Source organism: Enterobacter sp. FW301-JW81, assembly GCF_058788735.1.
In genome coordinates, this window is the sequence record NZ_JBYTBA010000006.1 from 252,028 (window position 1) to 265,600 (window position 13,573).

Genomic DNA, 13,573 nt, shown 5'->3' on the forward strand with positions numbered 1-13,573 from the left:
AATTCATACTTTCGGCTGGCGTCGCTACACTGAATGTAACGATATATTTCATGGGAAGCATGTGTCTCTTAAAGGGGGTTTCGATGAAAGCTGCGCACCTGGTCTGCCTGCTGGTTTGTCTGCTCTTCGCTGCGTTTGCCCATGCTCAGGAAAAGGACGACCCGGCGAAAGAGGCTCAAATCAAGCAACAGGTTCTTAAAGACGTGAAGAAAACCTGTACGCCACAGAAAAAACAGAGCGATAAGGCCTGGCAGGAGATGATTTTGTCGTCCGAGGCCAATCAGCTGCTGATCAAAAACGCCATTACCGCCGTCAAGCGCGACAACCTGGACGCCTACTGGGCCGCGATTGGCCAGGTGGATTGTATGGAAGATTATTGAGGGCTGGAAACGTGCTTCTCGCCGGGTGGCGGCTGCGCCTTACCCGGCCTACACAACATGTTTAACGCTTACGCACGTCCGGAATAATCAAATCCCCGCGCAGCACGTACGACCCCAGCATCTGCGTTTTCTCCGTCAGCCAGCTCACGATACGCGCCGCCATGGCATCCATTGAATATTCAATCGCCGGGATCACCGGAATACCCGGTAGGTGCAGCGATCCGGCCAGGCTGAAGACCATAATGTCGTCCGGCACGGATTTATTAAATGCCTGCAGCTGCGGGATCACCCGCTGGGCTTCCTGCTCGTCCGCCACCAGCAGCGCGTTGAAATTCAGGGTGCTGGCGTTGTTCAGCAGCTCCTGCAGCGCAACGGATGAGGAGGTGGCGTCCATAAAGACCAGGTTGCGATTAAAGGGCAGGAAATTTTTCTCCAGCGCGTGCTTGTAGCCGAGCAGCACCTGGTCGGCAAAACCGCTGCCGTGCGGGTGGATCAGCGCAATCTGGCGACGCCCCTGGCTGGTGAGGTAGTTACAGGCGGTTTCGGCGGCAAACGCGTGATCGAACTGGATGCTGTTGGCGTTATCAGACTCCATACAGTCGACCAGAATGACGTTTTCCATATCGACGTCCAGCGGAAAACGGGCGCCAATCACCAGGATATCATCACAGAGCCCGCAGGAGAGTTCTTCAAGGGCGTGCATCACTTCCGCTTTGCTATGCGCGAAGCGCAGCAGCAGATGTTTTTGATGCTGGCTGAGCTGTTTTTCCAGCGCGTAGAGATAACCGGTGGTCTGGTTAATGTTTTCCTGCGCGCAAATCACGCCAATACAGCCCGTCGACTGGCTTAGCAGTGATTGTGCAATCACGTTAGGACGATAATTCAGCTCATCCACCGCTTTCAGAACGGCCTGACGGCTGGCTTCCTTCACGCCGCGTGACCCGCTCAACACTCGCGATACCGTGGCTTTGGACACCCCGGCAAGACGTGATACATCATTGATTGTCGACATCTCTTTCCCCTGACAGGCTTACCTCGTGCCTGCAAATTCCATGACCGCTTCGGCTCACATTATAGCCAGAATGGAGTATATCCGTTTCCGTTTTCCATGGAAACCGATTTTCCGTTTCCACTCTAAATGATGTCAGAACAGCCAAATTCTGTGACACACATCGGGTTAATTAGCCTCATAAATCAGGGTTCTTGATGGTTGTCACACTTCTGTCTTTTATAAATGGAAACCGGTTTCCATATGATATCCAATCATCATCGCAATAACTTTTTACATTTAGAGGATGGTTGTCGATGTTCAAGATAATGCTGTGCTGCTCTGCAGGGATGTCCACCAGCCTGCTGGTCAGCAAAATGGTCGATGTCGCGAAAGAACGTGGTTTGCCGGTAAAGATTGATGCGTACGGCGTTTCCGAATTTGATACGCAGTTTCCGCAATACCAGGTTGTCCTTCTCGGACCGCAGGTGAAATACATGTTACAGACACTCTCAGACAAGGCGGCTACAAAAGGCATTCCGGTACAGCCCATCGACATGATGGACTACGGCATGCAGCGTGGCGATAAAGTACTGGACTATGCTCTGTCGCTCATCGAAGCGGCACACTAAAAGGTGTTCACATGAGTTCGTTATATCAATCCATGGTCGCGGTGATTGAGCAGTCAATTACCCCGCTGGCCGCGAAGCTCGGTCAGCAAAAGTATGTGATTGCCATCCGCGACGGCTTTACCGCCGCGCTGCCGTTCATGATCATCGGCTCGTTTATGCTGGTGTTCATCTTCCCGCCGTTCTCGGCAGATACCACCAACAGCTTCGCCCGCGGCTGGCTGGATTTCTCCCAGACCTACCGCGAGCAGCTGATGCTGCCCTTTAACCTCAGCATGGGCGTGATGACCTTCTTCATTTCGGTGGGGATTGGGGCGAGCCTGGGTCGTCAGTTTAACCTCGACCCGGTGATGTCCGGCCTGCTGGCCTTTATGGCCTTCCTGCTGGTCGCCGCGCCGTATGCCGACGGCAAGATCTCCACGCAGTACCTTTCTGGTCAGGGCATCTTTACCGCGCTGATCACCGCGATTTACGCCACCCGCGTTTACGCGTGGCTGAAGCAGAACAACGTGACCATTCGCCTGCCGAAGGAAGTCCCGACCGGCGTGGCGCGTTCGTTTGAGATCCTGATCCCGGTGATGGTGGTGATCGGCACCCTGCACCCGCTGAACCTGTTCATCGAAGCGCAGACCGGCATGATTATCCCGCAGGCGATTATGCACCTGCTGGAGCCGCTGGTGTCCGCCTCTGACTCGCTGCCCGCCATTCTGCTCTCCGTGCTGCTGTGCCAGATCTTCTGGTTTGCCGGTATTCACGGCTCGCTGATTGTCACCGGCATCATGAACCCGTTCTGGATGGCAAACCTCTCGGCAAACCAGGCGGCGCTGGCGGCCGGCGCGGCGCTGCCGCACGTTTACCTGCAGGGCTTCTGGGATCACTACCTGCTGATTGGCGGCGTAGGCTCCACGCTACCGCTGGCGTTCCTGCTGCTGCGCAGCCGCGTGACCCATCTGCGCACCATCGGCAAAATGGGCGTGGTGCCAAGCTTCTTTAACATCAACGAACCGATTCTGTTCGGCGCGCCGATCATCATGAACCCGATGCTGTTTATCCCGTTCGTGTTCGTTCCGCTGGTCAACGCTTGCCTGGCGTACGGCGCAACCAAGCTCGGCTGGCTGGCGCAGGTTGTGTCGTTGACCCCGTGGACCACGCCTGCACCGATTGGCGCCTCGTGGGCGGCGAACTGGGCGCTCAGCCCGGTGGTGATGTGCCTGGTCTGCATGGTGATGTCCGCGCTGATGTACCTGCCGTTCCTGCGTGCCTATGAGCGTACGCTCATCAAAAACGAAGAGCAGAAAGCTCAGGCGACCGTCGGTAACGCTGAAGCCGCCAGCCATTAAGTCAAAGAGGAAGAGTCATGAAATACGCATTTCCCGATAACTTCTGGTGGGGCAGCGCAAGCTCCGCTCTCCAGACCGAAGGGGCAAGAGAGGGGGAAACCACGTGGGATTACTGGTTTGCCCGCGAGCCGAACCGTTTTCACAACGGCGTGGGGCCGCAGCACACCTCCACGTTTTATCAGCACTGGAAAACGGACATTCAGCTGTTAAAGCAGCTGAACCACAACAGCTTTCGCACGTCGATTAGCTGGGCGCGCCTGATCCCCGACGGCATCGGTGAAGTGAACCCGGAAGCGGTCGATTTTTATAATCAGGTCATTGATGAGCTGAATGAACAGGGCATCACGCCGTTTATCACCCTGTTCCATTTCGACATGCCGATGGCGATGCAGGAGATCGGCGGCTGGGAAAACCGCGACGTGGTGGACGCTTACGCCCGCTATGCGCAGATGTGCTTCGAGCTGTTTGGCGATCGCGTGCTGCACTGGTTTACCTTCAACGAGCCGATCGTGCCGGTAGAGGGCGGTTATCTGTACGACTTCCACTATCCGAACGTGGTGGATTTTCGTCGGGCGGCTACCGTGGCGTATCACACCGTGTTGGCCCACGCGAAGGCCGTTCAGGCTTACCGCGCCGGACATTACGCGGGTGAGATCGGTATCGTGCTGAACCTGACGCCGTCATACCCGCGTTCGCAGAATCCGGCAGACGTGAAGGCGGCGCACATCGCAGACCTGATGTTTAACCGCAGCTTCCTTGACCCGGTCCTGCGCGGTGAATACCCGGCAGACCTGGTGGCGCTGCTGAAATCCTACGATCAATTACCCGCCTGTAAACCGGAAGACGGTTTCCTGATCGCGGAAGGAAAAATCGACCTGCTCGGCGTGAACTACTATCAGCCGCGTCGTGTGAAGTGTCGCGACAGCGCGGTGAACCCGCAGGCGCCGTTTATGCCGGAGTGGTTCTTTGATAACTACGAGATGCCGGGCCGCAAGATGAACCCGTACCGCGGCTGGGAAATCTACGAGCCGGGTATTTACGATATTCTGGTTAACCTGCGCGACAATTACGGCAACCCTCGCTGCTTTATTTCTGAAAACGGCATGGGCGTCGAAAACGAGCAGCGCTTTATTGAAAATGGCCAGATTAACGATCAATACCGCATTGATTTCATTTCCGGGCATTTAACCTGGCTGCACAAAGGCATTAGCGAAGGGTGCAATTGCCTTGGTTACCATATGTGGACATTTATTGATAACTGGTCGTGGTGTAATGCGTATAAAAATCGCTACGGATTTATCCAGCTCGATGTAAAGACGCAGCAGCGCACCCTTAAAAAGAGCGGAGAGTGGTTTGCCGCCACCGCGTTGAATAACAGTTTTGACAGAGAGTAATTGTGATGATCGCACTAGAAGAAGCCGTAATGGAAATTATCGTCAATGCCGGCCAGTCCCGCAGCCTGTGCTTTGAGGCACTGCACGCGGCGCGTCAGGGCAACATTGACGAAGCCAAAAGCCTGCTGCGCGAAGCCGACGGCTACGCGCGCCAGGCGCACAAGATGCAGACCAAACTGATCGAGCAGGATGCAGGTGAAGCGCGCCAGCCGATGACCTTAATTATGGTGCACGCGCAGGATCATTTAATGAATTCGCTATTAGCGCGTGAACTGTCTGAAGAAATTATTCATTTATATCAGAGATAGTCTATGGCGAAATAAATTACTGTAATACCTCTGGACCTTAAATAGAATTCCACTTGTTCTGATGATAGCGACATATTCTGTCAGATCGGAGCGGGATGGTTATTGTCTGAATAAAATTAAACTATATTGAGATAACCATGAATACGATTAAAAAACTTCCATTAACCATGGCGGTTATCGCCGCGCTTTGCCCAATTTCCGTGCTCGCACAGGAATTCACGCAGGAGCAAATCGACGCCATTGTGGCAAAAGCGGTGGACAAAGCCCTGGCCGAGCGTCAGGCCAAAATGGATGCTGCCGTCGCGAAAAAAGCGGACGTGGTGACCGAGCCGCAAAGCGCGGCGCAGTCCCCGGACATGGCGATTCCGTTCGGCATTAAGTTTACCGGCTACGCCCGCTACGGCGCGCACTTCCAGGCCGCCGACCAGAAATACGTGGCGGTAGACGGCTCCTATAACGGCGCGTCCGCGATTGGTCGTCTGGGTAACGAAGGCAACGGCGGGGAATTCCAGCTCTCCAAAGCCTTTAAGGGTGAAAACGGCGCCATCTGGGACATCAACGTGATGATCGACCACTGGGGCGACGAAGTTAACCTGAAAAAGGCCTACGCCGGGGTGACCAACATTATGGCCTCCAACCCGAACGCCTATTTCTGGGCGGGTCGTGACTTCCACCAGCGTCCACAGCAGGGCATTAACGATTACTTCTGGATGAACCACGACGGCCAGGGCGCCGGGGTGAAGAACTTCGACATCGGTGGCGTGCAGTTCGACGTGGCCGCCGTGGCGGCAGTGGAATCCTGTAGCCCGGAAGTGATGGAAGATGAGGCCAACCCGTCGCGCATCACCTGTACCGGCGGTTCCGGCACGGGCGATAAAGGTAACTACGCGGCCACCTCAAAAATCCACGGCATGAAGCTCGGCCCTATCGACATGGAGCTGTATGCCAACTACGGCTTTGACTCCAAGGCGGTGGAGAGCGACGAGCGTCTGAACGCCTGGCAGGGCGGCGTGGTGCTGAGCCACACCAACGACAGCGGCGTGAACAAGGTGATTGCCCGCTATTCCGATAACGCGGACAACAGCGTGTTCAACAAAACCGAGGATCTGACCACGGTCTACGCCAGCTTCGAAGGGCTGTACAAATTCACCCAGGCCACGCAGGTGGAGTACATTCTCGCCTTCCACGACTACGACAACAGCCGCGATAAAACCGATAACCGCAAGAACTACAACGCCATCGTGCGCCCTATGCACTGGTGGAACGACGTTCATTCCACCTGGCTGGAAGCGGGCTGGCAGCACGTGGATTACGACAACGGCGGCGACAACAAGGGCTGGAAGCTGACCCTGTCGCAGAACATGTCTATCGCCATGGGGCCGGAGTTCCGCCCGATGCTGCGCTTCTACGTGACCGGCGGCAAAGTGGATAACGAGCGCACCGCGCGCGTGAACGGCACCAAAGACGAAACGCTCGACGACTTCAACGTCGGCGCGATGTGGGAGGCGTGGTTCTAGTACAGCGCCGTTTGTTTCGCCCGGCGGCGCTGCGCTTGCGCGGGCCTACAAAACCTTGTAGGCCCGGTAAGCGCAGCGCCACCCGGCAAGATCCCATGTTATGCTACAACAAAACAAACATAGCAGGGGAGAACATGGGTTCCACACGTAAAGGGATGCTAAACGTCCTGATCGCCGCCGTTTTATGGGGAAGTTCAGGCGTTTGCGCGCAGTACATCATGGAGAAAAGCCACATTTCTTCGCCTTACCTGACCATGGTTCGCCTGCTGTTTACCGGCGTGATCCTGCTGACCTTATCCTTCGTTCACGGCGACAAGATTTTCTCGGTCATCAAACATCGCAAAGACGCCATCAGCCTGCTGATTTTCTCGCTGGTTGGCGCGCTTACCGTGCAGCTCACCTTCCTGCTGACGATTGAAAAATCCAACGCCGCTACCGCCACCGTGCTGCAGTTTCTGTCGCCGACGATTATCGTGGCGTGGTTCGCGCTGGCGCGGAAAAAGCGCCCCGGCGTGTTTGTCCTGTCCGCCATCATGACGTCGCTTATCGGCACCTTCCTGCTGGTCACCCACGGCGATCCGACCTCGCTCTCCATCTCCCCTGCCGCGCTGTTCTTCGGCATTGCCTCGGCCTTTGCCGCGGCGTTTTACACGACGTATCCGTCAACGCTGATTGCCCGCTACGGCACGCTGCCGATTGTCGGCTGGAGTATGTTGATTGCCGGATTGATGCTGACGCCGTTTTACGCCGGACGCGGGACCACTTTTGTGATCGACGGCAGCCTGCTGCTGGCGTTTTTCTACCTGGTGGTGATAGGCACGGCGCTGACGTTCAGCCTGTATCTGAAAGGCGCGCAGATGATCGGCGGGCCAAAGGCGAGCATTCTGAGCTGCGCCGAGCCGCTGAGCAGCGCGCTGCTGTCGGTGATTTTGCTGGGCGTGGCGTTCACCCTCCCGGACTGGCTGGGCACGCTGCTGATTGTGTCGTCGGTGGTGCTGATTTCGATGGATTCGCGTAGAAGGGTTAAGGCATCGGCGTAGCCTGATGCCCTCACCCCACCCCTCTCCCACGGGAGAGGGAGAAAAGTACTACTTCGCCTTAACCTTCCCCGCCACCAGCAGCGCCGTCAGCAGCATCAACGTGCCGGAAATCACCAGCGGTGACGTCAGCCCCAGATGGTCGAGCGCCACGCCACCCACCGCCGCGCCGCAGGTGTTCGCCAGCTGGATCACCGCCACCTGAATCGACCCGGCTTTCTCCGCCTGATCGGCAAGCGTTCGGGTGATCCACGTCGACCAGCCGACCGGGATCAGCGCAAAGGCAAAGCCCCAGATAATCGCAATCGCAGACGCTACCCACTTATCGCTGCCCCACAGCACCAGCACCGCTGCACTGACAGCCAGCACCAGCGGCGCACCCGCCAGCGCCACTTTCAGGGAGCGTTTCAGGAACTGGGATGACAGCGAGGTGCCGACAAAGCTGGCGATACCGAAGCTCAGGAGCACCAGCGTCAGGCCGTCCACGTCAAAGCCCGCCATGGTCATAAACACCGGGCGGATATAGGTGAAGAAGGCAAACTGCCCGGCAAAGGCCATAAAGATGGCGGTCATCCCCGCCAGCACGCCGGGGCGCTTCAGCAGCGCGAACATGTTCTGCTTATGGTGTGCCGCTTCGCCCGGCAGCGACGGCAGCGCTTTCCACACCCAGATAATGCACAGCAGCCCCATCACCGCCGCCGCGTTAAAGACGTTACGCCAGCCGATAATCCCGCCGAGAAAACTGCCGAGCGGCGCGGCGATCACCAGCGCGATGGAGACCGCACCAAAGATAACGGACAGGGCCTTCGGCACCGTACGCGCCGGCACCAGGCGCATGGTGAGCGAAGCCGACATCGCCCAGAAGCCGCCGAGCCCCAGGCCAAGACAGGCGCGACCGAGCAGCAGCAGGGTGAAGCTTTCAGCGAAAGAGACCAGCAGGCAGGAGAGCGTCAGCAGAACGCTGAACAGGATGACCACCTTGCGGCGGTCGATGGTGCCAATCACCTGGGTAATAAACAGGCTGGCGAACATCGCCACAAAAGCCGTCACGGTGACGGACTGCCCCGCCACGCCTTCGGAAATGCCCAGATCCTGCGCCATCGGCGTCAGGAGGCTCACCGGAAGAAACTCAACGGTAATCAGGCAGGCGACGCAGAACGCCACGGAGAAAACCGCCGACCAGTTGGGGCGAGAAACCTCTTTGGTCTGCGGTCTGGTCGTGGGCTGGATATGTTCTGTCATGGCGTCACCTGAAAATAAAAACGTGCGGAAAAGTCGCGCAGTTTATCATCAAAAGTGTGACGAATTTAACGTTTAGACAACTTTTGACGTTTTTAATGAGCCTGGAGGGGGAGCATCGTCGACTGATACCTTTTCAGCATAACGAAAATGAAAATTCAGTATCCACATTTGAGGTGAAACAATCATAGCGTCTGAAAAGGAGAAACTATGAAAACACGTACTTTATCTCAAAATCTTACCGTCAGTGCTGTCGGCTATGGTGCCATGGGTCTGAGTGAATTTTATGGCCAGACTAATGACAAAGCCTCACTGCAGGTATTGCATAGCCTCATCGATCTGAACGTGACGTTTATTGATACCGCAAATTTATATGGCCGTGGTCATAATGAAAGACTAATCGGTCATTTTCTTGCCGGGCTGGATAAAAGCACTCGCGAGCAGTTCAAAATAGCCACGAAGTGCGGCATCGACCGCTCGCCTGACGAGTCTTACGCCCGCACCATCAACAATACGCCTGACTATATCATCCGCTGCTGTAATGAGTCCCTCAAGCGGCTTGGCGTGGAGCGAATCGACCTCTTTTACCTTCACAGATTGAGCAACGAAACACCGGTCGAAGAGAGTATGGATTGTCTGCGCACCCTGGTTAAAGAGGGCAAGATCAACCACATCGGCCTTTGCGAAGTGTCGGCTGCAACGCTGCAACGGGCCCATGCGGTACATCCGGTCACCGCGCTGCAAACGGAATATTCTTTGTGGACACGCGATATTGAGGAAAGCATTCTGCCGGTCGTGAAAGAGTTAGGCATCGGTCTGGTGCCTTACTCGCCTCTTGGCAGAGGCTTCCTGACGGGAAAATACCTGAACAATAGCGAGTTTGCAGAAGGTGATTTCCGTAGAAATAACGAACGTTTTGTTCAGTCCAGCCTCGATCATAATCGCCAGCTGCTCGATGTCATCCACCCGCTGGCAGCGAAGTACGGCTGTACCGCAGGTCAAATTGCCCTTGCCTGGCTGTTAGCGCAATACGATAAGCTTGTGCCCATTCCTGGCACTAAGCACCTCAACTATCTGACCGAGAATGCGCAAGCTGCCGACATTGTGCTTGAGATGAATGACATTGAATCATTGAATAACCTTCATCGCCGGATAGCGATCAAAGGCGATCGCTATTCCGCCGAGGGTATGAAGGGCGTGAACGCCTGATACCTCATCATGAAATAAAAAAACCGGGTTTCCCCGGTTTTTTTATGTCTACAGATACGCCGTACCGTTAGCGATAAACGCTCAACGCAACGCCTTCCCCACCGCCTACGCACAGTGCGGCGACGCCGCGCTTGCCGTCGTTACGGACCAGGGAATGAACCAGCGTCACCAAAATCCGGCAGCCAGATGCACCTATCGCATGCCCAAGCGCGATGGCCCCGCCGTAAGGATTGATACGATCCGGGGAAATCCCAGCCTGCTGAATCACCGCCAGCGCCTGGGCGGCAAACGCTTCGTTGGATTCAAGGTGATCGACATCCTCAGGCTTCCATCCCGAGCGGGAAAGACAGTCGGCAATGGCTTGAATCGGGGCTGCCCCCATTAATGCCGGCTGGATACCGGAATTGGTAAACACGCCCAGCGAAGCCAGAACCGGCAAGCCACGCGCTTCGGCGGTATCACGCGTACAAAGCAGCACCGCAGCGGCACCGTCATTCAGCGATGACGCATTTCCCGCCGTCACCGTTCCCTCTTTTCGGAAGACAGGCCTCAGCTTCGTCAATTTTTCAATACTGGTTGCACGCGGCCCTTCATCCCTCTCCACGCTAATCGTTTCGCCTTTTCGCGTCAGCCACTCAACCGGAACAATTTCACGCTCAAAAATGCCGCGCGCCTGCGCTTCAAGCGCATTGTGGTGAGAGACAAGGGCATACTCGTCCTGCATTTCGCGGCTGATAGCAAACTCCGTTGCAACATTCTCAGCGGTGATACCCATATGATAATCATTGAAGGCATCCCAGAGCCCGTCAGAAACCAGGCTATCTTTGAGAGTGATATCACCCAGCCGCGTTCCGCTACGCGACGTCATGGCGATATGCGGCGCGTTGGACATACTCTCCTGACCGCCGGCGATAACAAACTCAGCCTCACCCGTCTGAAGCGCCTGCATACCTAGATGGACCGCCTTAAGCCCGGAACCACACACTTTATTGATTGTCAGACATTGCGTTTCTACCGGTAATCCGGCATTCAGGGCCGACTGCCGGGCCGGATTCTGACCGCAGCCCGCAGTAAGTACCTGCCCCATAATGACCTGGGAGATATCACTGGCCTCTACGCCAGATTCTTTCAGGAGCGCCTGAATGACCCGGCTTCCCAGGTCAGAGGCGGAATGCTCCGCAAGCGCGCCCTGAAATGCGCCCGTCGCCGTGCGGCGGGCTGCAATAATGACAACCTCGCTCATGCCTCTTCCCCTTTCAGTCCTGGCAAGGTATGACCCGTCGCGGCCATTGCCGCCCGGTATGCAGTAAGACCATTCATACAGGCGGGAACGCCAGCATACACCGCCATCTGAATCACGATTTCAAGTAGCTCTTCCGGCGTCACGCCTGTGTTGAGCGCGCCTCTCATATGCAGTTCCAACTGCGGCATGGCATTACCCAGCGTCACAAGCGAGGCGACGGTCAGCATTTCGCGCGTTTTGAGATCCAGTCCCGGACGCCCCACCACATCCCCGAACGCATAGTCGGTAATCAGGGCGGGCAGCCCCGGGTCCAGCTCACTCAGGCGGCGGGTGACTTTATCCGCAAGTCCCGCTTCAAGACGGTCCATAATCTCTCTGCCATAGCGCGTGCGGTCATTAATTTGACTCATAAGATTTCTCCAGTGGGGACTGTTTTGCGGTCAACGTTGCAGGAATAACCGCGACAAGCAGAACGGACAGGCCGATGGCCGTGCCGGCGACGATATACAGGAGCGGCATTGAAAATGCTGAAACCATCCAGGCACCGACCGACGCGCCGATACCAATGGCGGTATTGAAAAACGAAACGTAGATTGCGGAGGCCGGGAAAGCTTTATCTTCAGCCATACGTAAAACCCACGTCTGGAAGCCGACAAATATTCCTGACACGGCAACGCCCCAGACAATCATGCTGATGAATATCAACGCAGCAGAGAGCGAGGAACCTGACAGGCCCAGGAACAGCAGCACTGCACAGATCAGCAGTACAGACAAAGAGACCGTCAGCTTTAGATACTTATCAATCAACACGCCGGTCAGAAAGTTACCGGCCAGACCCGCGATGCCGTAAACAAAAAGCACAGCGGGAATAAAGGCGGTGGACAGTAAACTCTGCGTGTGCAGCCAGGGTTCAATGTACGTAAAGGCGGCAAAGTGGGCCGTAACGGCCAGCAGGGTAGCGGAGTAAATTTTCCACAAGGTAGACGATTTCAGCACGCCTTTAAGCGCATCCAGCCCAAGCGCACTTTTGCTGGTGATCTGGGGAACAAGCACGCTAATACCCACAAAGGCAATTACGCTCAGCGCGGCCATCAGCCAAAAGGCCTGCCGCCAGCCGAAGTGAATACCAATGTAGTTGGATACCGGCACGCCAAAAACGCTTGCTGCGGAGACGCCACCAAATACGATTGACGTCGCCGCCCCAATATATCTGGCAGGAACGATAGCAACCGCCGTTGCGCCGATCATCGCCCAGAATGCACCGTGAGCAAGCGCACCCAGCACTCGGGCGCTAAGCAGCATGCTGTAGGTGTTTACCGTCGCGGCCATGATGTTGGAGATCAGAAGCACCACGGTGAGCACGAGTAAAAGGCGTTTCTTGGCCACATTGCCTAAAAAGACGGATGCAAACAGCGCACTTAACGCCCCCACCCAGGCATAAAGCGACACGGTCATGCCCACCGCGGATTCCGAAGACTGTAGCCCCTCTGCGATTGGCGTTAATAATCCGACCGGCGCCAGTTCGGTCGTGACAATAGTAAACGTTGAAATAGCCAGAATGAATAAAGCAAGCCATGACCTTAACGTCATTTTTTGCAAAGAGAGTTCTGAAGTCATGCTACTTACCTCAATGATAGTTTAAATAATTTGCCAATTTTTTTCTGTTGCATATCTGGTAAGCGCGGAATGCTCTCCCACACACACGGGATGCCCGATGGCTTCGAGCATTGGAATATCCGAAAGATCGTCACCGTAGGCATAACAATCAGCCGGGTTAATTTCCTTATCCCGGCAAAACGTCATAAGCGCGTCTTTTTTACCCGCGCCAATGGTTTGCGGCAGGCCGATTTCACCCGTTAACTCATCCGCTTCATTTATTATGACCGGCGCACAGAGTACATCCGTTACCCCAAGGTATTTCGCAATCGGTGAAAGAATCGGAAGCATAGAGCCAGATATAAATACGGTGTACATATTCTGGCGCTGATGTTTTTTAAGTGCTGCAACAGCGCTCTCAATAAAAAACTCATTTTCCAGCTTATGCCTGAACCATTCCTCACCCATTTCGTCCAGATAACGACGAGATACACCTTTAAACTGGCGATAATACTCTCGGTTCAGCGTCTCCCTTGGCACACCGTTTTTTACGTCGGCACGAAAGCGAGACATAAAGCGTTGAAGACGATCGTGTTGATTATTTTCCCTGCACCAGAAATCATAAAAATCAAACATACTTTTGATATTTATAAGCGTCTCATCAACGTCAAAAAATGCGGCGTGTTTACGCAA

Annotated in this window: 14 protein-coding genes; 8 read left to right on the forward strand and 6 right to left on the reverse strand. The window is 55.4% G+C overall.

Annotation, left to right across the window (positions count from 1 at the left end; all coding sequences use genetic code 11):
- The first annotated feature begins 29 nt into the window (after positions 1–29).
- On the forward strand, positions 30–380 hold the full coding sequence (locus AC3WOK_RS19150; RefSeq protein ID WP_447856609.1) for a YicS family protein: 351 nt from the start codon (positions 30–32) through the stop codon (positions 378–380).
- Between the two features lie 61 nt (positions 381–441).
- Here AC3WOK_RS19150 and AC3WOK_RS19155 read toward each other — a convergent pair whose 3' ends face one another.
- Positions 442–1,392: a LacI family DNA-binding transcriptional regulator gene (locus AC3WOK_RS19155; RefSeq protein WP_264439643.1), complete on the reverse strand. Its 951-nt coding sequence runs from the start codon at positions 1,390–1,392 to the stop codon at positions 442–444.
- A gap of 293 nt (positions 1,393–1,685) precedes the next feature.
- On the opposite strand from AC3WOK_RS19155, the gene AC3WOK_RS19160 reads away from it, so the two are divergent.
- The 6 genes from AC3WOK_RS19160 to AC3WOK_RS19185 all read left to right on the forward strand — a co-directional run bounded on the left by AC3WOK_RS19160 (position 1,686) and on the right by AC3WOK_RS19185 (position 7,596).
- The gene (locus tag AC3WOK_RS19160) at positions 1,686–2,000 is read left to right on the forward strand and encodes a PTS sugar transporter subunit IIB (RefSeq protein ID WP_014830072.1); all 315 of its coding nucleotides are present in this window, start codon (positions 1,686–1,688) and stop codon (positions 1,998–2,000) included.
- Positions 2,001–2,011: 11 nt separating this feature from the next.
- Positions 2,012–3,337 (forward strand): PTS sugar transporter subunit IIC, encoded by a 1,326-nt coding sequence (locus tag AC3WOK_RS19165; protein ID WP_059310273.1) that lies wholly within the window; start codon positions 2,012–2,014, stop codon positions 3,335–3,337.
- 17 nt (positions 3,338–3,354) lie between these two features.
- Positions 3,355–4,731: a glycoside hydrolase family 1 protein gene (locus AC3WOK_RS19170; RefSeq protein ID WP_447854870.1), complete on the forward strand. Its 1,377-nt coding sequence runs from the start codon at positions 3,355–3,357 to the stop codon at positions 4,729–4,731.
- 5 nt (positions 4,732–4,736) lie between these two features.
- Positions 4,737–5,039 carry a PTS lactose/cellobiose transporter subunit IIA gene (locus AC3WOK_RS19175; protein ID WP_008500136.1) on the forward strand — a complete coding sequence of 101 codons (303 nt, stop codon included), beginning with the start codon at positions 4,737–4,739 and terminating at the stop codon, positions 5,037–5,039.
- Positions 5,040–5,176: 137 nt separating this feature from the next.
- Positions 5,177–6,556 carry a carbohydrate porin gene (locus AC3WOK_RS19180; protein ID WP_047347464.1) on the forward strand — a complete coding sequence of 460 codons (1,380 nt, stop codon included), beginning with the start codon at positions 5,177–5,179 and terminating at the stop codon, positions 6,554–6,556.
- A gap of 134 nt (positions 6,557–6,690) precedes the next feature.
- Positions 6,691–7,596 carry a DMT family transporter gene (locus tag AC3WOK_RS19185; RefSeq protein ID WP_447854869.1) on the forward strand — a complete coding sequence of 302 codons (906 nt, stop codon included), beginning with the start codon at positions 6,691–6,693 and terminating at the stop codon, positions 7,594–7,596.
- A 48-nt stretch (positions 7,597–7,644) separates the two neighbouring features.
- Here the strand turns inward: AC3WOK_RS19185 and nepI are convergent, their stop codons facing one another.
- A complete protein-coding gene (gene nepI / locus AC3WOK_RS19190; RefSeq protein ID WP_447854868.1) occupies positions 7,645–8,835 on the reverse strand; it encodes a purine ribonucleoside efflux pump NepI in 1,191 nt (396 codons plus the stop codon).
- A gap of 207 nt (positions 8,836–9,042) precedes the next feature.
- Between nepI and AC3WOK_RS19195 the strand changes: the two genes are divergently transcribed.
- Complete coding sequence (locus AC3WOK_RS19195) at positions 9,043–10,041, forward strand: aldo/keto reductase (protein WP_059311554.1); 999 nt, start codon at positions 9,043–9,045, stop codon at positions 10,039–10,041.
- Between the two features lie 67 nt (positions 10,042–10,108).
- On the opposite strand, the gene AC3WOK_RS19200 is transcribed toward AC3WOK_RS19195, so the two are convergent.
- From AC3WOK_RS19200 to AC3WOK_RS19215, 4 genes are read right to left on the reverse strand one after another with little or no spacing between them, the layout of a single operon-like run.
- Complete coding sequence (locus tag AC3WOK_RS19200) at positions 10,109–11,284, reverse strand: acetyl-CoA C-acetyltransferase (RefSeq protein ID WP_059311555.1); 1,176 nt, start codon at positions 11,282–11,284, stop codon at positions 10,109–10,111.
- Positions 11,281–11,694: a carboxymuconolactone decarboxylase family protein gene (locus AC3WOK_RS19205; RefSeq protein WP_059311556.1), complete on the reverse strand. Its 414-nt coding sequence runs from the start codon at positions 11,692–11,694 to the stop codon at positions 11,281–11,283. The genes AC3WOK_RS19200 and AC3WOK_RS19205 overlap by 4 nt, the downstream gene beginning before the upstream one ends.
- Complete coding sequence (locus tag AC3WOK_RS19210; RefSeq protein WP_059311557.1) at positions 11,681–12,901, reverse strand: MFS transporter; 1,221 nt, start codon at positions 12,899–12,901, stop codon at positions 11,681–11,683. The genes AC3WOK_RS19205 and AC3WOK_RS19210 overlap by 14 nt, the downstream gene beginning before the upstream one ends.
- A 21-nt stretch (positions 12,902–12,922) precedes the next feature.
- Positions 12,923–13,573 carry an HAD family hydrolase gene (locus AC3WOK_RS19215; RefSeq protein ID WP_059311558.1) on the reverse strand — a complete coding sequence of 217 codons (651 nt, stop codon included), beginning with the start codon at positions 13,571–13,573 and terminating at the stop codon, positions 12,923–12,925.